Source organism: Variovorax davisae, assembly GCF_030316845.1.
GTDB lineage: Bacteria > Pseudomonadota > Gammaproteobacteria > Burkholderiales > Burkholderiaceae_C > Variovorax > Variovorax davisae.
The window spans coordinates 485,133-508,402 of record NZ_JASZYS010000002.1 but is presented as its reverse complement, the minus strand read 5'-3'; the positions used below and the strand labels follow the sequence as shown (position 1 = coordinate 508,402).

The window sequence follows — 23,270 nt, the reverse complement described above, 5'->3', positions numbered from 1 at the left end:
CTGATCGCCCCTCGTTGCAGCAAGGAACCCCCATGGCGCGGGCGACAGGCAAGTCCGTAGACAGGCCCGCATCGGCGGCCGTGCTGGTCGAATCGAAGCTGGCGCCGCCGCAGCTGTCGCTGCGCCTGCTCGCGCGCTCCACGCTGTCGGCGCGGCTGCACGCGGGCCTGATGCAGCGGGTGGCCAGCGTGACCGCGCCGGCCGGCTACGGCAAGACCACGGCGCTGGCCCAGTTCGTGGCGCAGCTGGAGCCGCATGGCATCACCTGCGCCTGGCTCAGTCTCGACGCCGAGGACAACGACCCGCTGCATTTCGTGCGCTACGTCGCGGCCGCCCTGCACCATGCGGATGCCCGGCTCGGCCGCAGCGCGCTCGCGCAGACCGACGGCGGCACGATGGCCTCGCCCGATGCGGTGGTCGCCTCGCTGCTGCACGACCTGATGGGCCACGACCATCGGCTGCTGCTGGTGCTCGACGACTTCCACCTGGTGCATGACGACGGCGTGCACCGCAAGCTCGAATGGCTGATCGGCCACCTGCCCGCCAGCGTCGGCCTGGTGATCGCCAGCCGCACCCGGCTGCCGCTGTCGCTGAGCCAGCTGCGGCTGCGCGGCGAGCTGCTGGAGCTGGACGCCTCGCACTTCGGACTCGGCCTCGACGAGGCTGCCGACTTCGTCGGCCGCGTGAGCGGCGCGCCGCTGGAGCGCGGCCAGCTCCAGACCCTGCACGAGCGCACCGAGGGCTGGATCGCCGGCCTCCAGCTGGCCTCGCTGGCCTTGCGCGAGAGCGGCGACCGGGGGGCCTTCCTGGCCGCCTTCTCGGGCACCGACCGCGACATCACCGACTACCTCGGCGAGCAGGTGCTCGACAGCCTGCGGCCGGCCCTGCGCGACTTCCTGCTCGACACCGCCGGCCTCGACCGCTTCTGCGCCGAGCTGTGCGACGAAGTGCTGCAGCGCGACGACAGCCATGCGATGCTGGCCGAGATCCAGGCCCGCAACCTGTTCCTCTCGGGGCTGGACCGCTCGCGCACCTGGTTCCGCTACCACCACCTGTTCGCCGACTACCTGCGCGGGCGCGCCAAGGAGCGCCCGGGCGAGCCGGCGCGGGCCATCTGCCTGCGCGCCAGCGACTGGTTCAACCGGCACCGGCTGCCGCACGAGGCGGTGCGCTATGCCTTCGACGGCCAGGACGTCGAGCGCGCCGCCGACCTGGTGGCCGAGTTCTCGGGCGAGCTGGTGCAGTACCGCGGCGAGCACGCCACGCTGCTCGGCTGGCTCACGCGGCTGCCGCAGGCGCTGATCCATGCGCGGCCCAAGATCCGCACCGGCCATGCCTGGTCGCTGGTGCTGACCCGGCGCCATGCCGAGGCCGACCAGGAGCTGCGGGCGCTCGAAAGCGCCTGCGCGGACGACGGCGACGAGGGCGTGCGCTGCGTGGTCGAGATGATCCGCTGCGTCTACTTCGCACTGTCCGACCAGCCGCTGCTGGCCAAGTCCGCGAGCGAAGCCTGGCTCCGGTCCTGGCCCCGGGCCGAGGCCTTCCGCACCGGCGTGGTGGCCAACGTGCTGGCGGCCGGCTGCGCGGCCAGCGACGCCTTCGAGCAGGGTTTGCAGGCGCTGGCGATCGCCCGCCGCGCCTTCGAGGAATGCGGCGCCCACTACGGCCTGGCCTGGGCCAGCGCGCTGGCGATGGTGATCGCGATGCGCCGCGGCGACCTGCCCGAGGCGATGGCCCAGGCCCGCCTCGGCCTGGCCACGGTCGAGCCCAGCCTGGGCGTCGCTTCCTACGCGGGCTCGATGCTGACCTTGCTGGCGGCCGAGGTCTGCTACGAGCAGGGCGAGCTCGCCCAGGCCCAGCGCTACCTGGACCTCGGCCTGCCCTTCATCGACGAGCACGGCCTGGTCGAGATGAGTGCCGCCGGCTACCTCACGCGGGCCCGGCTGCTGCGCCTGCGCGGCGACCTCGCGGGCGCCGACAGCTGCCTGCTCGAAGGCGAATCGCTCGGCCACCGGCTCGGGCTGCCGCGGCTGGCGCGCATCCTGGCCGCCGAGCGCTGCACGCTGCGCCTGTCGGTGGCCTCACTCGACGATGCGCTCAAGCTCGCCCAGTCCTATGGCTTCATCGGCCACGGCGGCGCGGCCCCGGCCAGCGCCGTGGCGGCCGAGGAAGACAGCGTCGGCCTGGCCATCCTGCGCCTGCGGCTGGCGCAGGGTGGCGGCGCGCCCGTGGCCGGCGCCCTCAACGATGCGCTGCGGCGCGCCCAGCGCGACGGCCACCAGGCGCAGCAGGCGCGCCTGCTGCTGCTGCGGGCCCTGCACCCGCAGCGCGCGCACGACCCGGCCCTGGCGCTGCGCACGCTCGACGACGCGCTGGCCCTGGCGGCCCGCTGCGGCCTGCTGCGCAGCCTGGTCGATGCCGAACCGCAGCTGCTCGACCTGGTCGAGATGATCGCCGCCCGGCGGCCGGTGGCGCCCCCCGGGGTCGACGACTACCTGCGCCGCCTGCTCGCAGCGGCGGGCCGCACGCCGGTCGCTGCCGCGGCCCCGGAGCCGCAGCACGCGCGCAGCGAGGCCGAGGAACTGACCGAGCGCGAAATCGGGATCCTGCGGCTGCTCAAGGCCGGCCTCGGCAACCGCGAGCTGGCACAGAGCCTGTTCCTCTCCGAAGCGACGGTGAAATGGCACCTGCACAACATCTTCGCCAAGCTCGGCGTCAAGAACCGCATCGGGGCGCTGGCCCGGGCGCAGGAAAAGTCGCTGCTCTGAGTCCCTACACTCGGTGACATGCCCTGGCACGCGCGACTCGACCTCGACTACCAACTTGAACACGCCCGCAGCGTGGCCCGCTTTCGCCATGAAGGCCCGCTGCGGATCCTGCAGAGCCTCTACCCGGAGGGCGACCCGGTCTGCCACAACGTGCTGGTGCATCCGCCCGGCGGGCTGGTGGGCGGCGACACGCTGGACATCCGGGTGCGGGCCGGCGCCGGCAGCCACGGCCTCATCACCACGCCGGGCGCCTCGCGCTTCTACCGCTCGGATGGCGAACTGGCGCTGCAGCGCACCGAACTGCAGCTCGAAGCCGGCGCCCGCCTCGAATGGCTGCCGCTGGAGGCGATCTGCTTCAGCGGCTGCCGGGCCGAGAACCGGCTGACCCTGCGGGTGGCGCAAGGCGCCGAGCTGATCGGCTGGGACGTCACGGCGCTCGGACTGCCCAACGCCGGCAAGCCCTTCGAACGCGGCTCGCTGCAGCAGCACATCGAGGCGCCCGGGCGATGGCTGGAGCGCGGGCGCATCGACGCCGCCGACCAGCGGCTGCTGCAAAGCCCGCTCGGGCTGGCGGGCCAGCGCTGCCTGGCGTCGCTCTTCTTCGTTGCCGGCACGCCGCTGGCGCGCGCCCGGCGCGATGCGGCGCTCGACGCCGCCCGCGCGCTGATCGAGGCGCACGAGCTGAACGAGCGGGCCGGCGTCACCAGTCCGCATGGGGAGATCATCGTGCTGCGCGTCCTGGCGCCGGTGGTCGAGCCGGCGATGCAGCTGCTGCGCCAGGTCTGGAAGGCCTGGCGGGCCGAGCTCTGGCAGATGACCGGCGAGCCGCCGCGCATCTGGTCGATGTAGGGTTCCCGTCCGACGGGGGCCTGCGAAAGCCCTGCCTACACTGGCCGCGATGACCCGCACCGACATCCCGGCCCGCCTCGACCGCCTGCCCTGGTCGCGCTGGCACTGGCGCGTGGTGATCGCGCTGGGCGTGGCCTGGGTGCTCGACGGGCTCGAAGTCACGCTGGTCGGATCGATCGGCGGGGTGCTCGAGCGGCCCGACACGCTGGGCCTGAGCGCGGCCCAGATCGGCGGCTCGGGGTCGCTCTACATCGGCGGCGCCGTCATCGGCGCGCTGGTGTTCGGCCGCCTGGCCGACCGGCTGGGGCGCAAGAAGCTGTTCCTCATCACGCTGGCGGTGTATGCCGCGGCCACGCTGGCCACGGCCTTCTCGCCCAACTTCGCCTTCTTCGCGCTGTGCCGCTTCGCCACCGGCCTGGGCATCGGCGGCGAATATGCGGCGATCAACTCGGCCATCGACGAGCTGATCCCGGCACGGGTGCGCGGCCGCGTGAACCTGGCGATCAACGGCAGCTTCTGGGTCGGCGCCGCCCTCGGCGCCGGGCTGAGCCTGTGGCTGCTCGATCCGCAGGTGCTCGGCCCGGTGCGGGGCTGGCGCGTCGCCTTCGCGCTCGGCGCCTTGCTGGCGGTGGCGATCCTGCTGGTGCGGCGCGACGTGCCCGAGAGCCCGCGCTGGCTGATCGCGCACGGCCGCGCCGACGAGGCCGAACGCATCGTGCAGCGGATCGAAGCCGAGGCCCAGGCGCAGCACGGCCCCCTGCCCGCCGCCGTCGGCCATGCCAGCTTCGGCGGCCGCGCCATCCCGGGCTGGCGCGAAGTCGCCCAGGTGCTGCTGAAACGCTACCCGCGGCGCAGCGCGGTGGCGCTGGCATTGATGCTTTCGCAGGCCTTCTTCTACAACGCGATCTTCTTCACCTACGCCCTGGTCCTGACCCGCTTCCACGGCGTGCCCGCCGAGAGGGTCGCGCTCTACATCTTCCCGTTCGCGCTCGGCAACGTGCTCGGCCCGCTGCTGCTGGGCCCGCTGTTCGACCGCGTCGGCCGGCGCCGGATGATCGCGCTGACCTATGTGCTGTCGGGCGTCGGACTGGCGCTGACCGGCTGGGCCTTCATGCAGGGCTGGCTCGACGCCCGCAGCCAGGCGCTCTGCTGGTCGGCCGTGTTCTTCCTGGCCTCTGCGGCGGCCAGCTCGGCCTACCTCACGGTGAGCGAGGTGTTCCCCCTGGAGATCCGCGCGGTGGCGATCTCCATCTTCTATGCGGTGGGCACCGGCGCCGGCGGCTTCGTCGCGCCGCTGCTGTTCGGCGCCCTGATCGAGACCGGCAGCCGCGGCGCGGTGGCCGTCGGCTATGCGATCGGCGCCGTCCTGGTCATCGCCGCCGGACTGCTGGCCTTGCGCTGGGCCGTGGATGCCGAACGCAAGCCGCTCGAGGAAGTGGCGCCGCCGCTCGGCTCGGAGCTCACTCGATGATCGCGCGCTTGACGTCTTCCTGCAGGCTGCGCAGGTGTTCGCGCATGGCGGTGCGGGCACGCTCGGGGTCGCGCGCGCGCAGGGCCTCGATGATCTCGCCGTGCTCGTCGTGGTTCTCGCGCTGGCGGTGCAGCGGGCTGTGCAGGCGGAACAGGCGCGCGTTGACGCGCAGTTCTTCCACCAGGCGCGGAAACACCACGTTGCCGCTGGCCGTCGAGATCAGCTGGTGGAAGCGGTCGTCGAAGTGCCAGTGTTCGGTTTCGTCGTGGTCGCCGCTGTCGAGCGCCTTGAGGTCGGCTTCCAGCGCGTCGATCTCGGCATCGGTGATCTTGCCGACCGCCAGCACGATCGCCTCGCACTCGATCACCTCGCGCGCGCGCATGCAGTCGAAATACTCCTTGGTGCCCAGCGCCCGCACCGCATAGGAGCGGGCGTCGCGCCGCACCAGCAGGCCCTCGCCGGCCAGCCGCACCAGCGCCTCGCGCATCGGCGTGCGCGAGATGCGCAGGTCTTCCGCCAGGCGCCCCTCCTGCAGCGGACTGCCGGGCGAGATCTTGCGGTCGAGGATCAGCGTGCGCAGGCTGGCATAAGCCTGTTCGGCCAGGCTGGCGGAGCGCACCTCGAGCGGTGCGATGGTGATGGTGGCGGGTTGCGCGGGGCTGGGAAGGCTTGGCATGCGGGGATGGACGGTTTCCACGGAGGGACGGGGAAAAGCTTAGCAGGCCGATGCGGTGCGCCGCGAAAAGCTCACAGCCACTTGTCGAGCGGGTTGGTGGCGTTGGGCGCGCGCGGGCGCAGGCAGGGCTGGAACTGGCCCGAGCCGGCGGCCGCCGAGAACACGCCGTCCTGCCAGACCACCCGGCCGCGCGACACCGTGACGCCGGGCCAGGCCCGCAGCTTCATGCCCTCGTAGGGCGTGTAGTCGGCCGCATGGTGGAGCATGTCGTTGGCGATGACTTTCTCGTGCCCCTCGGCGAAGACGTCCCAGACCACGAAGTCGGCATCGCCGCCGACCGCGATCGTGCCCTTCTTCGGATACAGCCCGTAGAGCCGTGCCGGGTTGGTGGCCGTGAGCTCGACGAAACGGTGGATGTCGATGCGCCCGGCCATCACGCCTTCGCTCATCAGCAGCGGCAGCCGCGTCTCGACGCCGGGGATGCCGTTCGGGATGCGGTCGAACGAGGCGTCCTCGCCGGCCACCCGCTTGCCGTCGCTGCCCTGCATGTTGAACGGCGCGTGGTCGGACGAGAAGATCGTGAACAGCCCGCTCGACAGGCCGTTCCAGATGAACTGCTGGTTGCCCTTGTCGCGCGGCGGCGGGCTGCAGATGCAGCGTGCGCCGTGCATCGGATCGTCGGGGTCGATGCCCAGGTCTTCCGCGCTCAGGAACAGGTACTGCGGGCAGGTCTCGGCATGGATCGGCAGACCGCGCCCGCGCGCCCAGTGGATCTGCTCGACCGCCTCCCGGCCCGAGACGTGGACGATCAGGATCGGCGTGTCGATCAGCTCGGCCAGAGCGATCGCGCGGTGCGTGGCCTCGCGCTCGACCGCCATCGGCCGCGAGCTGGAGTGGTAGCGCGGCGCCGTCAGCCCGGCATCGAGCAGCTGCTCGGTCAGCCAGGCGATGCAGTCGCTGTTCTCGGCGTGGATCATGGTCATCGCGCCGTGCTTGCGCGCCACCGCCAGCACCTCGATGATCTGCCGGTCGGCCAGCTTCAGGTCGTCGTAGGTCATGTAGATCTTGAAGGAGGTGTAGCCCTTCTCGATCAGGGCCGGCAGCTCGCGCTGCGTCACGTCCTTGGTGGCGTCGGCGACGATCAGGTGGAAGGCGTAGTCGATCACCGCCTTGCCTTCGGCGCGGCGGTGGTAGTCGTCGACCGCCTCCTGGATGCTGTGGCCCTTCTGCTGGGCCGCGAAAGGCAGCACCGTGGTGGTGCCGCCGCAGGCCGCGGAGCGGGTGCCGGTGAAGAAATCGTCGGCGAAGCGCGAGCCGTCGCTGGTCGGCTGGTCGAAATGGCAATGGCCGTCGACGCCGCCGGGCGTCACCAGCCGGCCGGCGGCGTCGATCTCGCGTGCGGCACTGCCGTCGAGCTGCTGCGCGATGGCGCAGATGCGGCCATCGCGCACGCCGATGTCGGCGCGGTAGCGGTCGCCCACAGTGGCGATGTCGGCGTTGCGAAGGATCAGGTCGTAGCTGTTCATGGTGCCGTTCCGGCTAGCGTTGTTCGAGCACCGCGGCGTCGGGCACCACCGGCGCGCCGGTGCTGGCGTTGCCGTAGGCGCGTCCGTAGTGACGCTCGATGCGGCGCTGGATAAAATCCCACGCCGTGGTCATCAGCAGGTAGTAGATGGCGGCGACGACGAACAGCTCCAGCACCATGAACTTCTCCTGGATCAGCACCTGGGTGCGGCGCAGCAGTTCTTCCATCGAGATCACCGAGGTGATCGAGGTGGTCTTGAGCAGGCCGTTGATGCTGTTGCCCAAGGTCGGCACGATCAACCGCATCGCCTGCGGCATCACGATGTAGCGCATGGCCTGCGGGCCGCTGAAGCCGACCGCGCGTGCCGCGTTGGTCTGGCCCGCCGGCACCGACTGGATGCCGCCGCGCACCACTTCGGCGAGGTAGGCCGCCTCGTTGAGGATCAGGCCGAGCAGCGCCGATTCGACCACCGAGAGCTTGAGCCCGAGCTGGGGCAGGCCGGTGTAGATGATGATCAGCTGCACCAGCAGCGGCGTGCCGCGGAAGATCCAGATGTAGAAGTGCGCGGGCGCGGCCAGCCAGCGATGGCGCGACAGCCGGGCCAACGCCAGCGCGCACCCCACGACGAGGCCGCCTGCGATCGATGCCAGCGTCAGCCACAGCGTGGTGACGGCGCCCTGCAGGATGTACGGGTTGAACAGATAGTCGATGAACCCGGACCAGCTCCAGCCTTGTCCCATGTCGCTTCCTTCCTGATGTCGGTGGTGGCGCAGTGCCGGCTCAGCTCGCCGGGCCCTTGACGACCACGGCGCCGTCGATGGCCTTGACGCCGTACTGGTCGAACAGCTTCTGGAAGCTGCCGTCGGCCTTCATGTCGTTGAGGGCTTTGGCCATGGCGACCGACAGATCCTTGTTCTTCGCCGCCAGCGCCACCGGGGTCGGGAACAGGCCGTTGAGCACGCGGTCGAAATCGCCGCGCTTCTGATATTCGGCGCCGGTGGAATCGATCGACAGCGCGACCTCGACCTGCCCCGCACGCAGCGCCTGGAAGGCCATCGCGAAGTTCTCGAAGGTGCGGATGGTCATGCCCTTCATGCCCTTGTCGGTCAGCTGCTTGTCGAGTTCGCGCGCCTTGCGCTCCTCGAAGCCGCCGATCTCGACGCCGATGCTCTTGCCCGACAGGTCATCGGGCTTCGTGATCTTGAGCGGGTTGCCCTTGGCGGTGCTGATGCTGATCGCCTGGTCTTCGTAGGGCAGCATCTGCATCAGCTTGGCGCGCTCGTCGGTATAGAAGATGCCGGTGTTGATCACGTCCCAGCGGCCGGCCTGCAGGCCCGGGATCATGGCCGAGAACTCGATGCGCACGTATTCGGGCGTCAGGCACAGGCGCTTGGCGATCGCCTCGCCGAGTTCCACCCGCATGCCCTTGAGCGCACCGGTCTGGTCGACGAACTGCATCGGCGGCAGGGTCGGGTTGACCGACATGATCAGGGTGCCCTTCTTGACCAGCGCCGAATCGGGCACCGGCGACTTGCAGGCCTGGGCGTTCGCTAGCCCCGTGCCGAGGATGAAAAGAACCGTGGCCGATGTGAGAGCGGGAAGCAGTTTCATGGTGGTTTCCTGGTGGAGATGGAACGAAGCGGGAACTGGGGACTGGATCAGGCGGTGACTTACGCGGCGATGGACCCCAGCAGGCCCAGGCGGTCGAGTTCGCGCCGCAGGTCGAGGGCATCGGCCTCGGGCAGCGGCAGGCGCGGCGCCCGAGGCTTGCCGACCGGCAGGCCCATCATCGTGAGGCCGTCCTTCGACGCCGCCACGTAGCGGTGGCCGCCGACCCAGCGCACGATCGGCAGCATCTCCTTGTAGAGCGCGAGGGCCTCGGGCATGTTGCGCTCGTCGGCCACCAGTTCGAACAGGCGGGCCGACATCTTGGGGATCAGGTTCGAGCAGACCGCGACCCAGCCCTGGGCGCCGAGCCAGAACGACTCGTAGCCCAGGATGCCGGCGAACACCGTCATGCGGTCGCCGCAGAGCTCGATGATGTCGCGCACCCGGGTGACTTCGAGCGTCGACTCCTTGATGTACTGGCAGTTGTCGATGCGCGAGAGCCGCGCCACCAGTTCGGGCTTCAGGTCGACGTTGGCCGTGGCCGGATTGTTGTAGACCATGATCGGCACGCCGATCGATTCGCCCACCTTGCGGTAGTGCTCGAACAACTCGTCGTCGGTGGGCGTGCTGTAGAACGGCGGAATGATCATGACGCCGTCGGCGCCCATGGTCTCGGCCTCGCGGCTCAGCCGCACGCACTCGTCGGTCCACTCGGCGCCGGTGCCGATCAGCACGGGCACGCGTTTTGCAGCGGTCTGCACGCAGGTCTCGATCACCAGCTGCCGCTCGTCGGGCGTCAACGACAGGAATTCGCCGGTGCTGCCCAGGGGAATCAGCCCGTGGATGCCCTCTTCGATCTGCCAGTCGACCAGCTTCTTGAGGGCCGGCACGTCCACGTGCTTTCCGTCGGCGGTCATGGGGGTGATGAGCACCGTATAGGTGCCTCGGAACGCTGTCATTGCCAGTCCTCGGTGAAAAATTCGGGTGACGAAGTATTTGTATACGGTTAGTATACGTATACATTGAACCATGTCCAAGTGGTTTTTTGCTTCGCACCGGAATTCATGAGCGCCAGACTGACCCACCCCTCCATCGCCACCGGCGGACGCCCGATCCGCTTCTGGTACGACGGCCAGCCCGTCGACGGACTCGAAGGCGAGACCGTCGCCGCCGCGCTCGCGGCCAACGACATCCGGCCCATGCGCCACACCCGCGACGGCGGCCGCCGCGGCCTCTATTGCGGCATGGGCGCCTGCTTCGACTGCCTGGTGACGATCGACGGCCAGGCCAGTCAGCGCGCCTGCCTGACCAAGGCCGCGGAGGGGCAGCAGATCCGCTCGACGATGCCGGCCGGGACGCCCGAAGACCCGCTGATGCCGCTGGCACCCGATGCCGGGACCGAACCGGCGCAGCGCGAGGTCGACGTGCTGGTGGTCGGGGCCGGACCGGCCGGCCTCTCGGCGGCCCTCGCGGCCCGGCGCGCCGGTGCACGGGTGCTGGTGCTGGACGAACGGCTGCAATCGGGCGGCCAGTTCTACAAGCCGCTGGCCCCGTCGCACCAGGCGGCGACGCCCACCGACCGGCAGTTCGCCGACGGCCTTACGCTCGAACGCGAGGTGCTCGCCGCAGGCGTCACGGTCCAGCAGGGCGCTCAGGTCTGGGCCGCGTTTTCCCAGCGCGAGGTCAGTGCGCTGATCGACGGGCGCGCCGTGAACATCCGTTGCCGGCAACTGGTGATCGCGCCGGGGGCCTACGAGCGGCCGGTGCCGTTCCCGGGCTGGACCCTGCCGGGGGTGATGACCACCGGCGCCGCCCAGACGCTGGCACGGGCCTACCGCGTCGCACCCGGCCGCCGCGTGGTGATCGCCGGCAACGGGCCGCTGAACCTGCAGCTCGCGGCGGAACTGCTGGCCGGCGGCGCCGACGTCGTGGCCGTGCTCGAATCGGCCAGCCGCCCGAGCGCGCGCGACTGGCGCCAGCTGCTCACGGCCGCCCGCACCGCGCCCGACCTGCTGCGCCAGGGCTGGGGCTACATGCGCACGCTGCGCGCCCACAAAGTCCCGCTGCTGTGGGGCCATGCGGTGGTCGCCGCCGAAGGCGCGGGCGAACTGCAATTCGTGCAGGCCGCCAGGCTCGATCCGCAAGGCCATGCCTCACCCTCCCCCGCACTGCGCTTCGAGGCCGACACGCTGTGCCTGGGCTACGGCTTCATCCCTTCGACCGAACTGGCGCGCATGCTGGGCTGCGCGCACCGCGTGGCCGAGCGGCATCTCGGCCACCTCGCGACGGTCACCGGCCCCGACGGGGCGACCAGCCTGCCGGGTGTCTTCGTGGTCGGCGACGGTGCCGACATGGGCGGCTCGCGCGTGGCCCTGGCGCGCGGCACGCTGGCCGGCGTGGCGGCGGCCCGCAACCTCGGCCTGCTGGCCTCCGACCCGTTCAAGGCGCAGGGCCAGTTGCGCCAGGCCGAATGCTTCCAGCAGGCGCTGTGGTCGCTGTACCAGGCACCGCCCGTCGCGCTGGCTGCGGTCAGCGACGACACGCTGCTGTGCCGCTGCGAGGAGATCAGCTTCGGCTCGGTGCGCGAACAGATCCGCGCCGGCCGCGACACGCTGGCCGCGCTGAAGCGCAACACCCGGCTCGGCATGGGCCGCTGCCAGGGCCGCTATTGCGCGGTCACGGCGGCAAGGCTGGTCAGCGAGATGACCGGACGGCCGCCCGAGGTCGAACAGTACTTCGCACCCCGGCCGCCTGCGAAACCGGTGGCGGCCGGCGCGCTCGGCTTCGAGAAGCCCGAATGGGGCGGCCACAAGCCCGCGATCACGCCGAACCTCGCGCGCCCGGTGGAACATGCGCCTTTCGAGACGCTGCGCACCGACGTGCTGGTGATCGGCGCCGGCGTGCTCGGTTCCTGCCTCGGCCACTACCTGTCGAAGGCCGGCCAGGACGTCACGGTGGTCGACCGCGACGACGTCAACCTGCAGGCCTCGGGCGCCAACGCGGGCAGCCTGCACGTGCAGCTGCTGTCCTTCGACTTCGGTGCCAAGGCGCAGGAAGGCGGCGGGCCGGCCGCGGCCACGCTGCCGCTCGGGCCGATGTCGGTGCGGCTGTGGCAGGCGATCGAGGCCGACTGCGGCGAAGACCTCGAGATCAAGATCACCGGCGGCCTGATGGTGGCCGACAGCGAGGCCGGCATGCGCTTCATCGAGGCCAAGGCGGCGCTCGAACGCAGCCACGGGATCGACGCGCAGGTGATCGATGGCACCGAACTGCGCCGGCTTTCGCCCGCCCTGTCCGACAAGCTGCTGGGCGCCGAGCTGTGCCCCATGGAGGGCAAGATCAATCCGCTGCGCGCGACCTACGCGGTCGCGACGCGCGCCCAACAGCAAGGCGCGCGCTTCCTGCGCGGCTGCGACGTGCGCGAAATCGAACGCCTGCCCGGCGATGGCGCCGGCTTCGTGGTCCGCACCTCGCGCGGCACGATCCACGCGGGCCGCGTGGTCAACGCCAGCGGCGCCTGGTCGAGCACGGTCGGCGACATGCTCGGCGTCAAGATCCCGGTCAAGGGCGCGCCGCTGCAGATGATCGTGACCGAGCCGGCCCCGCCGCTGGTCAACCACCTGATCGCCCACGCCGACCGGCACCTGAGCCTCAAGCAGGCGGCCACCGGCGGCCTGATCATCGGCGGCGGCTGGACCGCCGCCTTCCACGAAGGCATGCGGCTGAACCGCGCCGAGCGCGCCAGCATCGAGGGCGGCCTGTGGGTGGCCCGGCAGGTGCTGCCGGCCGTCAGCGGCCTGCACATGGTGCGCTGCTGGGCCGGCATGAACGTCAACATCGACGGCGCGCCGATCATCGGCGACGTGCCCGGACTGCCCGGCTTCTACAACGCCGTGACATCGAACGGCTACACGCTGGCGCCGGTCACCGCCCGCCTGGTCGCCGACCTGATCGTGCACGGACGCACCGACATCGACATCACCCCTTTCCGCATCGACCGCTTCCTTAGATCCCCATGACCGACCGTTCATCCGCGCGCGACGGGCTGCGCCAATTCATCGACACCCATTTCGACCAGCAGGTCGAGACGCTGGCGCGGCTGGTGCAATGCCCCTCCGACAACCCGCCCGGCGACTGCGCGCCGCACGCCGAACTCACGGCGCGGCTGCTCGAGGCCATGGATTTGGAGGTCGAGCGCCACCCGGTGCCGGCCGGATTCGCGCAGCAGCACGGCATGCGCAGCGTGACCAACCTGATCGTGCGCCAGCGCTTCGGCGACGGACCGGTGGTGGCGCTCAACGCCCATGGCGACGTGGTGCCGCCCGGTGCGGGCTGGACCGGCTCGCCCTACGGCGGCGAGGTGCGCGACGGCTGGCTGTACGGCCGCGGCGCGGCGGTCTCGAAATCGGACTTCACGACCTACGCCTTTGCCCTGCGTGCGCTCAAGGCGCTGGGCGCATCGGGCACCGGGCTCGCCGGCACGGTCGAGCTGCACCTGACCTACGACGAGGAAACCGGCGGCATGACCGGCCCCGGATGGATCCTGTCGCAGGGCCTGAGCCGGCCCGACTACGTGATCTCGGCCGCCTTCTCCCACCACGTGGTGGTGGCCCACAACGGCTGCCTGCACCTGGAAGTCATCTTGCGCGGCAAGTCGGCGCACGCGGCAAGGCCCGACACCGGCGCTGACGCGATCGAGGCGGCGGCGACCCTGCTGCCCGCGCTGTACCGCCACCGCGACCGGCTGGCCGAGCGGCCCTCGCAGACCCCCGGCATCACGCATCCGACGCTGGTCGTCGGCCTGATCGAGGGCGGCATCAACACCAACGTCGTCGCCGACACGCTGACGCTGCGGATCGACCGCCGCATCGTGCCCGAGGAAGTGCCCGAGGCGGTCGAAGCCGAGCTGCGCCAGGTGATCGAGGACGCCTGCCGTGCGCTGCCGGGCATCGCGGTCGAGATCCGGCAGATCCTGCTCGCGCGTCCGTTCGCGCCCGCACCGGGGGCCCAGGCCTTCGCCGAGCTGATGTGCCGCGAGGCGAGCGCCGTGATGGGCAAGCCGGTGACGCCGATCGGCGTGCCGCTCTACACCGATGCCCGCCTCTACAGCGAAGCCGGCATCCCGACCGTCATGTACGGGGCCGGGCCCGAGTCGCTGCTCGAGGCCAACGGCCACCGCGCCGACGAACGCGTGCCGCTCGACGAACTGCGCCGCGCCACGGTCGTGGTCGCCCACACGCTCCTGCAACTCCTGACCCCTCCAGAGGAAACCCGATGATCGAAATCAACCAGGTGAGCAAGTGGTACGGCGCCTTCCAGGTGCTGACCGATTGCACGACGCGCATCCAGAAGGGCGAGGTGGTGGTGGTCTGCGGCCCCTCGGGCTCCGGCAAGTCGACACTGATCAAGTGCGTGAACGCGCTGGAGCCCTTCCAGCAGGGCACGATCACGGTCGACGGCGTGTCGGTCGGCGACCCCAAGATCAACCTCAACCGGCTGCGCTCGCGCGTCGGCATGGTGTTCCAGCACTTCGAGCTGTTCCCCCACCTGTCGATCGAGCAGAACCTGTCGATCGCGCAGGTCAAGGTGCTCAAGCGCTCGGCCAGTGAAGCCCGGACCCGCTCGATGGCGCTGCTCGAACGGGTCGGCATGAAGGCCCATTCGCACAAGTACCCGTCGCAGCTCTCCGGCGGGCAGCAGCAGCGGGTGGCGATCGCGCGCGCGCTGGCGATGGACCCGATCGCGATGCTGTTCGACGAGCCCACCTCGGCGCTCGACCCCGAGATGGTCAACGAAGTGCTCGACGTCATGGTGCAGCTCGCGCGCGAGGGCATGACCATGATGTGCGTCACGCACGAGATGGGCTTCGCGCGCAAGGTCGCCCACCGCGTGATCTTCATGGACCGCGGCAGCATCGTGGAAGACTGCGCCAAGGAAGAGTTCTTCGGCAACCCGGCCGCGCGCTCGGACCGCGCGCAGCAGTTCCTGTCGAAGATCCTTCAGCACTGAGCTATTGCACTGTCACCCGCGCCATCATGTACGGGTGGACCGAGCAGACGTAGTCGAACATGCCGGCCTGGCCGAAGACGCGGCTGAAGCTCTGGCCCGGCAGCAGTTCGGCCGACCCGGGCGCACCGTCGTTGAAGGCCAGCCCGTGCGGCGCGCCGTCGTCGTTGGTCCAGGTCACGCTGTCGCCGGCATGGATGGCGAGTTGCGCCGGCCCGAAGGCGAAGTTGTCGATCGAGACCTTGGCGCTGCCGCCCGCGGCGCGGTGCTGCACCGCCACCTTGCGCGGCGCGTTGCCCACCGGGATCGTCACCACCGGGCCGCCCGCGAGGTCGACCAGGCTGACGTCGTTCGATCCTTCGTTGGTGACCAGCATCTTCTGGCCGCCCGGCAGCATGTCGACCCAGTGCGGCTGCTTGCCGACCGCGATGCTGCCGGCCGGCGCCTGGGTCGCCGGGTCGAACAACATCAGCTCGCCCGGCCCCTGCACCACCACCACGCCGGCGCGCGCGCCGGCGAACAGGTGCGCCACGTGCGGCGAGACGCCGGTCGGGATCTGCGTCAGCGGCTTGTTCGTGGCGGTGTCGAACACCTGCACCGCACTCAGGCCGGCCATCGTCACGTAGAGCGTCTTGCCGTCGGGGTTGAGTTCGAGGTCGCGCGGCGTCTTCTCGAGCGGCACGCTCGCGGCGACCGTGCGTGCCGCCAGGTCGATCACCACCAGCGCGAAGCTGCCGGGCGCCTGCGAGGACACATAGGCCTTCCTGCCGTCCGGCGACACGGTGAGCGTGTGCGGCTTGGCGACCGGCACGGTCGCCGCGACCGCATGGGTGGCGGCGTCGACGAAGGCGACCCGGTCCTCGCCGTTGACAGCCACCAGCAGCCAGCGGCCGTCCGGTGTCAAGGCCAGGCCCTGCGGCCCCTTGCCCACTTCCACGGTGTCGACGATGCGGTCGCTGGCGGTGTCGATCACGCTGAGGCTGGAGGCGCTGGCGCCGCTCACGAACACCTGGCGGTCGTTGCGGCCGACCGCGATGCCGTCGGGCCCCGCGGCCACCGGCACGGTCGCGATCACGCGCTGCGCACCGGTGTCGATGACGCTGACCGTGTTGTCCTTGAAGTTGCCGACATAGGCCTTGGGACCGGCGGCGAAGGCGGGGTGGGCCAGCACCAGGGCGGCCAGCGCCGTGGCAAGAATCGGATGACGCTTCATGGGGGGCTCCTTGAAAACGGGGAAAGGTTCAGAATCGCAAGGGGCATGACGCGGCCGGCGTCCCGGCTATTCCCGGACTGCGCGGGAATAAGTCGCGGCCCCGGTCCGTCAGGCATGGGAAGGAACCCGTTGAACGACCGCACCCGTCGATTCGAAGCCGCGGCCCTGCCGCACCTGCCTGCCGCGTACAACCTCGCGCGCTGGCTGCTGCGCGACGACCGGCAGGCCGAGGATGCCGTGCAGGAGGCCTACCTGCGCGCCTTCCGCTTCTACGACGACCTGCGCGGCGATGCCGCCCGCCCCTGGCTGCTGGGCATCGTGCGCAACGCCTGCTACGACTGGATGCGCCAGCACCGCCACCTGGCCGACCAGGTCGAGTTCGACGAGCTGCGCGACAGCGGCGACGTCGCCACGGTGTTCGGCGACCCCGCGCTGGCCTGGGAACGGCAGGCCCGCGGCCAGCGCGTCGATGCCGCCATCGAGGCCCTGGCGCCGCCGTTTCGCGAGGTCATCGTGCTGCGCGAACTGGAGGAGCTGTCGTACGAGGACATCGCGCGCGTCGCCGGCATTCCGATCGGCACCGTGATGTCGCGGCTGTCGCGGGCCCGGGCCCTGCTGCGCACCGCGCTGCAGGCGGAAGTCCCGCACCCACCGAAGCAAGGAAGGCGTGATGCAAGCCGTTGACGACGACGAACTGGGCGCGCTGATCCGGCGCGAGGGCAGCCGCCACGCACCGTCCGCGGCGCTGGCCGATCGCATCCGGGCCGACCTGCGCGGCCAGGAGGCGCCCGCGCCGGTCGGCGCCCGGTCGTTCCCGGCCCGCTGGCTGCAGGCCCTGGCCCTGTTCGGCGCCGGCGCGGCCACGGCCTGGGGCCTGGCGCTGGCGCTGCTGGTGGCGCCGGGGGCGGACCCCACCGGCGACGCGCTCACCGACAGCCATGTGCGCTCGCTGATGGGCGCGCACCTGGCCGACGTGGCCTCCAGCGACCACCACACGGTCAAGCCCTGGTTCGCCGGCAAGCTGGACTTCTCGCCGCCGGTGGTCGACCTGGCGTCCGACGGCCTGCCGCTCACCGGCGGCCGGCTGGACTATGTCGACGGCCATCCGGTCGCCGCGCTGGTCTACCGCTCGGGTCCGCACGTGATCAACCTGTTCGTCTGGCCCGCGGCCGATGCCAGGGCCCGCCCGCCGCAGTCGCTGGTGAAGCGCGGCTACAACCTGGTGCACTGGACCGAGGCCGGGATGCAGGCCTGGGCGGTGTCGGACCTCAACGCGGCCGAGCTGCAGGCCTTCGCGGCGCTGGCCCGCGAGCGGATGGCGCAGGGGGCCGCGAGCGCGACGCGCTGACGATCAGATCGCCACCAGCTGGCGCACGCCCTGGGCTTCCATGTCCTTGCCGAGGCCGCGCGCGATCACCTCGCCGCGCTCCATCACGAGGTAGTCGTCCGCCAGCTCCTGCGCGAAGTCGTAGTACTGCTCGCACAGCACGATCGCCATGTCGCCGCGGTCGGCCAGCATGCGGATCACGCGGCCGATGTCCTTGATGATGCTCGGCTGGATGCCTTCGGTGGGCTCGTCGAGGATCAGCAGCTTCGGCTTGGGCGCCAGCGCGCGCGCGATCGCCAGCTGCTGCTGCTGCCCACCCGAGAGGTCGCCGCCGCGCCGGTTCAGCATCTGCTTGAGCACCGGGAACAGCTCGTAGAGCTCGGGCGGAATCGGCGTGCCGCCCGACTTGTAGGCCAGGCCCATGCGCAGGTTCTCCTCGACCGTCAGGCGGGCGAAGATCTCGCGGCCCTGCGGCACGAAGCCCATGCCGGCGCGGGCCCGCTCGTAGGGCGTCTTTTTCTGGATCGGCGAACCGTCGAATTCGATGCTGCCGCTCTTGATCGGCACCAGGCCCATCAGCGACTTGAGCAGCGTGGTCTTGCCGACGCCATTGCGGCCCAGCAGCACCGTGACCTTGCCGAGCCGGGCTTCGAAGCTGACGTCGCGCAGGATGTGCGAGCCGCCGTAGTACTGGTGGATGTTCTTGACGCTGAGCATGGTTGTCCTTCTTGCTGTTCAGCGGCCGAGGTAGACCTCGATCACTCGCTCGTCCGCCTGCACCTCGTCGAGCGTGCCCTGGGCCAGCACCGCGCCGTCGCACAGCACGGTGACGATCTCCGAGATGGTGCGGATGAAGCTCATGTCGTGCTCCACCACCATCAGCGAGTGCTTGCCCTTCAGGCTCAGGAACAGCTCGGCCGTGCGGGCCGTCTCCTCGTCGGTCATGCCCGCCACCGGCTCGTCGAGCAGCAGCAGCTTCGGGTCCTGCATCAGCAGCATGCCGATCTCCAGCCACTGCTTCTGGCCGTGGCTCAGGTTGCCGGCCAGCCGCAGCACGCTGTCCTCGAGATGGATGGTGTGCAGCACCTCGGCCAGCCGGTCGGCCTGCGCCGAATCGAGCTTGAACATCATCGAGGCCTTGACGCCCTTGTCGGTCTTGAGTGCCAGCTCGAGGTTCTCGAACACCGTCAGGTGCTCGAACACCGTCGGCTTCTGGAACTTGCGGCCGATGCCGAGCTGGGCGATCTCGGCCTCCTTGTGGCGCAGCAGGTCGATGGTGCTGCCGAAGAACACGGTGCCTTCGTCGGGCCGCGTCTTGCCGGTGATGATGTCCATCATTGTGGTCTTGCCGGCGCCGTTCGGGCCGATGATGCAGCGCAGCTCGCCCGGCGCGATGTCGAGCGACAGCTTGTTGATCGCCTTGAAGCCGTCGAAGCTCACGCTGACATCTTCCAGGTAGAGGATGCGGCCGTGCGTGACGTCGACCTCGCCGGTCGCATGCCGGCCGTAGCCCGCCGCGCGGCCGCCGGATTCGGTCTGCAGCGCCAGGTCGACGTGGGCATGTCGCGCCACGCGCTCGGCGCCGGCTTCCATCAGGTCGGGGGTCATGCGCGGGCTCCCTTCGGTTCGACGCCCAGCGGTTGCGGGGTCGGCGCCAGGGCCGCCGGCTCGACGCCCTGCTCCGCCGCCATCGATCGCCGGGCCTCGCGCCGGCCTTCGCTCGGCGCCTTGGCCCGGGCCATCCACTTCCTGACCAGGCCGACGATGCCGTCGGGCAGGAACAGGGTCACGGCGATGAACAGCGCACCGAGGAAATAGAGCCAGTATTCGGGATAGGCCACCGTGAGCCAGCTTTTCGCGCCGTTGACGATGAAGGCGCCGATGATCGGCCCGATCAGGGTCGCCCGGCCGCCGACCGCAGCCCAGATCGCGATCTCGATCGAGTTGGCCGCGCTCATCTCGCCCGGGTTGATGATGCCGACCTGCGGCACGTACAAGGCACCGGCCACGCCGCACATGATGGCCGAGATGACCCAGATCGTGAGCTTGTAGCCGAGCGGGTTGTAGCCCGAGAACATGACCCGCGTCTCGGCGTCGCGGATGGCCTGCAGCACGCGGCCGAACTTGCTGCCGATCAGCCACTTGGAGAACAGGAAGAAGCCCAGCAGGGTCAGCCCCGTGAGCGCGAACAGCGTCATGCGCATCTCCTGGGTCTGGATCGGGATGCCCAGGATGCGCTTGAAGTCGGTGAAGCCGTTGTTGCCGCCGAAGCCGGTCTCGTTGCGGAAGAACAGCAGCATCGCCGCGAAAGTCATGGCCTGCGTGATGATCGAGAAGTACACGCCCTTGATGCGCGAGCGGAAGGCGAAGAAGCCGAACACGAAGGCGATCAGGCCCGGCACCGCGACGATCAGCACCAGGGTGGCGATGAAGCTGTCGCTGAAGGTCCAGTGCCAGGGCAGGGTCTTCCAGTCGAGGAAGACCATGAAGTCCGGCAGGTCGCTCTTGTAGTTGCCGTCGCGGCCGATCTGGCGCATCAGGTACATGCCCATCATGTAGCCGCCGAGCGCGAAGAACATGCCGTGGCCGAGCGACAGGATGCCGGTGTAGCCCCAGATCAGGTCCATCGCCAGCGCGCAGATGGCGTAGCACATGATCTTGCCGACCAGCGCCACCGCGTAGTCGCTCATGTGCAGCGCGCTGCCCGTCGGCACCATGATGTTGAGCACCGGCGCCACGGCGCAGACCACGATCAACGCGACGAAGAAGACGGTCCAGCCCTTGCCGCTCAACAGCGGCCCCTTCGAAGGTAGTACTGCTGCTTTGCTCATGCCTCTGCGCTCCGGCCTTTCATTGCGAAGATGCCCTGCGGACGCTTCTGGATGAAGATGATGATGAAGACCAGCACCGCGATCTTCGCGAGCACCGCGCCGGCCCAGCCTTCGATGAACTTGTTCAGGATGCCCAGGCCCATCGCCGCGTAGACCGTGCCCGCGAGCTGGCCGACGCCGCCCATCACGACCACCATGAAGGAGTCGACGATGTAGCTCTGGCCGAGGTCGGGCCCGACATTGCCGATCTGCGACAGCGCGCAGCCCGCCAGCCCGGCGATGCCCGAGCCGAGCGCGAAGGCGTAGGTGTCGATGCGCGCCGTGTTGACGCCCATGCAGGAGGCGATCGGGCGGTTCTGCGTGACGCCGCGCACGAACAGGCCGAGCCGCGTGCGGCCGATCAGCCAGCCCATCGCCAGCAGCACCAGGCCCGCGAAGATGATGATGCAGATGCGGTTCCAGGGCAGCACGACGTTGCTCAGCATGGTGAGGCCGCCGCTCATCCAGGACGGGTTCTCGACGCCGACGTTCTGGGCGCCGAAGAGCGAGCGCACCAGCTGCTGCAGCATCAGGGAGATGCCCCAGGTGGCCAGCAGCGTTTCCAGCGGGCGGCCATACAGGAAGCGGATCACGCCGCGCTCGAGCACCGCGCCGACCAGCGCCGAGGCCAGGAAGGCCACCGGGATCGCCGCCACCAGGTACCAGCCGAAGGCCGATTCGGGAAAGTAGCGCTGGAAGATGCCCTGCATCACGTAGGTGGCGTAGGCGCCGATCATCATCAGCTCGCCGTGCGCCATGTTGATCACGCCCATCAGGCCGTAGGTGATCGCCAGGCCGAGCGCGGCCAGCAGCAGCACCGAGCCGAGGCTGATGCCGCTGAAGATCGCGTTGATGCGGTCGCCCCACACCAGCGAGCCGTCGATGCTGCGGATCGAGGCCACGATGGCGGCCTTGACGTCGGCCTCGGTCTCGTCGGCCAGACGCTGGTTCAGCAGCAGCTTGGTCTCGGGGCTGCGGCTGGCGCCGAGGTCGCTGGCGGCGGCCAGGCGCTTGTCCTTGTCGGTGCTGCTCAGCATGCTGGCGGCGCGCACCAGCTCGAGCTGGGCCTTGATCTTCGGGTTGGCCTCGGCGGCCAGCGCCTTCTCGACCAGCGGCAGGCGCGATTCGTCGGGCTCCTTGAAGAGCGCCTGGGCGGCCTCGGCGCGCACCGCGTCGTCCTTGCTCGTGAGCTTGAGGGCGGCCTGCGCGGCATCGAGTGCGCCGCGCATCATGTTGTTGTTGACCACGTCCTCGGCGTCGTCGGGCAGTTTCTGCTCGGCGCCGGTGACCGGGTCGAAGGCCTTGTCGTCCTTGATGACGAACACCTTGTCGGCCGTGAACTTGACCGCATCGTCCGACATCGACTGGATGAAGGCCGCGGTCTTGTCGTCGGCGGTGGCGACCGCCTTGTTGAGCGCCGCGATGCGGGCTTCGGATTCGCCCGAGGCGATGGCCTTGGCCTCGTCGGCGGTCAGCGCGTGGGCCGGCAGAGCAAGGAGCAGCGCGAACGCCGCCGCACATGAATTGATAAAGCGCATAGGAGTGGGGGGCGGCGTTCTCTTCTCTGTTCCAGGAACACCGCGGAACCGGCTTTGCCGGGCCGCTGGTGTTGCCCCCGGTAGGGGGTGGGCGCCCGGACACGAAGTGCCGGGCAACCTGGGGGCGAGCCCAATTACATCGACTTGCCGGACGGGTAGTCGGGCTTCTTGTCGTTGCCTTCGATGAACGGGCTCCACGGCTTGGCGCGCACCGGGCCCGGCGTCTTCCACACCACGTTGAACTGGCCGTCGGCCTTGATCTCGCCGATGAACACGCTCTTGTGCAGGTGGTGGTTCTTCTCGTCCATCTTCGAGACGATGCCCGAAGGTGCGTTGAAGGTCTGGCCGGCCATCGCCGCGATCACCTTGTCGGTGTCGGTGCTCTTGGCCTTCTCGACCGCCTGCTTCCACATGTGGATGCCGATCCAGGTGGCTTCCATCGGGTCGTTGGTCAGCGGCTTGTCCTTGTGGCCCGGGATGTTCTTGGCCTTGGCGTAGTCGCTCCACTGCTTGATGAAGGCCGTGTTGGTCGGGTTCTTCAGGCTCATGAAGTAGTTCCAGGCCGCCAGGTGGCCGACCAGCGGCTTGGTGTCGACGCCGCGCAGCTCTTCCTCACCCACCGAGAAGGCCACCACCGGCACGTCCTTGGCCTTCAGGCCGGCGTTGCCGAGTTCCTTGTAGAAGGGCACATTGGAGTCGCCGTTGATGGTCGACACCACCGCGGTCTTGCCGCCGGCCGAGAACTTCTTGATGTCGGCGACGATGGTCTGGTAGTCGCTGTGGCCGAAGGGCGTGTACTTCTCGTCGATGTCGCTTTCCTTCACGCCCTTGCTCTTCAGGTAGGCGCGCAGGATCTTGTTGGTGGTGCGCGGATAGACGTAGTCGGTGCCCAGCAGCACCCAGCGCTTGGCGCCGCCGCCTTCCTTGCTCATCAGGTAGTCGACCGCGGGGATGGCCTGCTGGTTGGGCGCGGCACCGGTGTAGAACACGTTCTTGCTGAGCTCTTCGCCCTCGTACTGCACGGGGTAGAACAGCAGGCCGTTCATTTCTTCCAGCACCGGCAGCACCGACTTGCGCGACACCGAGGTCCAGCAGCCGAAGATCACCGACACCTTGTCCTGGCCCAGCAGCTGCTTGGTCTTCTCGGCGAACAGCGGCCAGTTGGAGGCCGGGTCGACCACCACGGGCTCGAGCTTCTTGCCCAGCACGCCGCCCTTGGCGTTGATGTCGTCGATGGCCATCAGCACCGTGTCCTTCAGCACGGTCTCGGAGATCGCCATCGTGCCCGACAGCGAATGCAGGATGCCGACCTTGATGGTGTCCTGTGCGAAGGCAGGCACGGCGGACAGGCTCGCGAGAGCGACAGCGGCGGTCATCGCCTTGAGTGTGAATCGACGTTGCATGGTGAGACCTTCTCCT

Annotated in this window: 19 protein-coding genes; 8 read left to right on the top strand and 11 right to left on the bottom strand. The window is 69.7% G+C overall.

Annotated elements, in window-relative coordinates; genetic code table 11:
- The first annotated feature begins 32 nt into the window (after positions 1-32).
- The 3 genes from QTI33_RS06700 to QTI33_RS06690 are packed head-to-tail and all read left to right on the top strand — an operon-like array spanning position 33 to position 5,088.
- Positions 33-2,768 carry a winged helix-turn-helix domain-containing protein gene (locus QTI33_RS06700; RefSeq protein ID WP_286504999.1) on the top strand — a complete coding sequence of 912 codons (2,736 nt, stop codon included), beginning with the start codon at positions 33-35 and terminating at the stop codon, positions 2,766-2,768.
- An 18-nt stretch (positions 2,769-2,786) separates the two neighbouring features.
- Entirely contained in the window at positions 2,787-3,617 is an 831-nt protein-coding gene (locus QTI33_RS06695; RefSeq protein WP_286504998.1) for an urease accessory protein UreD, read from the top strand.
- A 49-nt stretch (positions 3,618-3,666) separates the two neighbouring features.
- The gene (locus QTI33_RS06690; protein WP_286504997.1) at positions 3,667-5,088 is read left to right on the top strand and encodes an MFS transporter; all 1,422 of its coding nucleotides are present in this window, start codon (positions 3,667-3,669) and stop codon (positions 5,086-5,088) included.
- Here the strand turns inward: QTI33_RS06690 and QTI33_RS06685 are convergent.
- The 5 genes from QTI33_RS06685 to QTI33_RS06665 all read right to left on the bottom strand — a co-directional run bounded on the left by QTI33_RS06685 (position 5,078) and on the right by QTI33_RS06665 (position 9,856).
- A complete protein-coding gene (locus tag QTI33_RS06685) occupies positions 5,078-5,764 on the bottom strand; it encodes a GntR family transcriptional regulator (protein WP_286504996.1) in 687 nt (228 codons plus the stop codon). The genes QTI33_RS06690 and QTI33_RS06685 overlap by 11 nt on opposite strands.
- A gap of 71 nt (positions 5,765-5,835) precedes the next feature.
- Positions 5,836-7,290 (bottom strand): dihydropyrimidinase, encoded by a 1,455-nt coding sequence (hydA, locus tag QTI33_RS06680; protein ID WP_286504995.1) that lies wholly within the window; start codon positions 7,288-7,290, stop codon positions 5,836-5,838.
- A gap of 13 nt (positions 7,291-7,303) precedes the next feature.
- Complete coding sequence (locus QTI33_RS06675; protein WP_286504994.1) at positions 7,304-8,029, bottom strand: amino acid ABC transporter permease; 726 nt, start codon at positions 8,027-8,029, stop codon at positions 7,304-7,306.
- A gap of 40 nt (positions 8,030-8,069) precedes the next feature.
- Positions 8,070-8,900 (bottom strand): ABC transporter substrate-binding protein, encoded by an 831-nt coding sequence (locus QTI33_RS06670; RefSeq protein ID WP_286504993.1) that lies wholly within the window; start codon positions 8,898-8,900, stop codon positions 8,070-8,072.
- Positions 8,901-8,959: 59 nt separating this feature from the next.
- Positions 8,960-9,856, bottom strand: coding sequence for a dihydrodipicolinate synthase family protein (locus tag QTI33_RS06665; RefSeq protein ID WP_286504992.1), 897 nt, complete (start codon positions 9,854-9,856; stop codon positions 8,960-8,962).
- Between the two features lie 105 nt (positions 9,857-9,961).
- Here QTI33_RS06665 and QTI33_RS06660 point away from each other — a divergent pair, with 105 nt between their 5' ends.
- The 3 genes from QTI33_RS06660 to QTI33_RS06650 are packed head-to-tail and all read left to right on the top strand — an operon-like array spanning position 9,962 to position 14,906.
- Positions 9,962-12,916 (top strand): FAD-dependent oxidoreductase, encoded by a 2,955-nt coding sequence (locus QTI33_RS06660; protein WP_286504991.1) that lies wholly within the window; start codon positions 9,962-9,964, stop codon positions 12,914-12,916.
- Positions 12,913-14,175 carry a M20/M25/M40 family metallo-hydrolase gene (locus QTI33_RS06655; protein ID WP_286504990.1) on the top strand — a complete coding sequence of 421 codons (1,263 nt, stop codon included), beginning with the start codon at positions 12,913-12,915 and terminating at the stop codon, positions 14,173-14,175. Before QTI33_RS06660 ends, QTI33_RS06655 begins: the two co-directional genes overlap by 4 nt.
- On the top strand, positions 14,172-14,906 hold the full coding sequence (locus QTI33_RS06650; RefSeq protein ID WP_286504989.1) for an amino acid ABC transporter ATP-binding protein: 735 nt from the start codon (positions 14,172-14,174) through the stop codon (positions 14,904-14,906). Before QTI33_RS06655 ends, QTI33_RS06650 begins: the two co-directional genes overlap by 4 nt.
- 1 nt (position 14,907) lies before the next feature.
- On the opposite strand, the gene QTI33_RS06645 is transcribed toward QTI33_RS06650, so the two are convergent.
- Positions 14,908-16,116: a YVTN family beta-propeller repeat protein gene (locus tag QTI33_RS06645; RefSeq protein ID WP_286504988.1), complete on the bottom strand. Its 1,209-nt coding sequence runs from the start codon at positions 16,114-16,116 to the stop codon at positions 14,908-14,910.
- 129 nt (positions 16,117-16,245) lie between these two features.
- Here QTI33_RS06645 and QTI33_RS06640 point away from each other — a divergent pair, with 129 nt between their 5' ends.
- The gene (locus QTI33_RS06640; protein WP_286504987.1) at positions 16,246-16,800 is read left to right on the top strand and encodes a sigma-70 family RNA polymerase sigma factor; all 555 of its coding nucleotides are present in this window, start codon (positions 16,246-16,248) and stop codon (positions 16,798-16,800) included.
- A complete protein-coding gene (locus QTI33_RS06635) occupies positions 16,787-17,464 on the top strand; it encodes an anti-sigma factor family protein (RefSeq protein ID WP_286504986.1) in 678 nt (225 codons plus the stop codon). The genes QTI33_RS06640 and QTI33_RS06635 overlap by 14 nt, the downstream gene beginning before the upstream one ends.
- Before the next feature lie 3 nt (positions 17,465-17,467).
- Here QTI33_RS06635 and urtE read toward each other — a convergent pair whose 3' ends face one another.
- From urtE to urtA, 5 genes are all read right to left on the bottom strand, one after another.
- Complete coding sequence (gene urtE / locus QTI33_RS06630; protein WP_286504985.1) at positions 17,468-18,160, bottom strand: urea ABC transporter ATP-binding subunit UrtE; 693 nt, start codon at positions 18,158-18,160, stop codon at positions 17,468-17,470.
- 18 nt (positions 18,161-18,178) lie between these two features.
- On the bottom strand, positions 18,179-19,051 hold the full coding sequence (gene urtD / locus QTI33_RS06625; protein WP_286504984.1) for an urea ABC transporter ATP-binding protein UrtD: 873 nt from the start codon (positions 19,049-19,051) through the stop codon (positions 18,179-18,181).
- Positions 19,048-20,274: an urea ABC transporter permease subunit UrtC gene (urtC, locus tag QTI33_RS06620; RefSeq protein ID WP_286504983.1), complete on the bottom strand. Its 1,227-nt coding sequence runs from the start codon at positions 20,272-20,274 to the stop codon at positions 19,048-19,050. The genes urtD and urtC overlap by 4 nt, the downstream gene beginning before the upstream one ends.
- The gene (gene urtB / locus QTI33_RS06615) at positions 20,271-21,851 is read right to left on the bottom strand and encodes an urea ABC transporter permease subunit UrtB (RefSeq protein ID WP_286504982.1); all 1,581 of its coding nucleotides are present in this window, start codon (positions 21,849-21,851) and stop codon (positions 20,271-20,273) included. The genes urtC and urtB overlap by 4 nt, the downstream gene beginning before the upstream one ends.
- 134 nt (positions 21,852-21,985) lie before the next feature.
- Positions 21,986-23,254, bottom strand: a complete 1,269-nt coding sequence (urtA, locus tag QTI33_RS06610; protein ID WP_286504981.1) for an urea ABC transporter substrate-binding protein — start codon at positions 23,252-23,254, stop codon at positions 21,986-21,988.
- Positions 23,255-23,270: the final 16 nt, after the last annotated feature.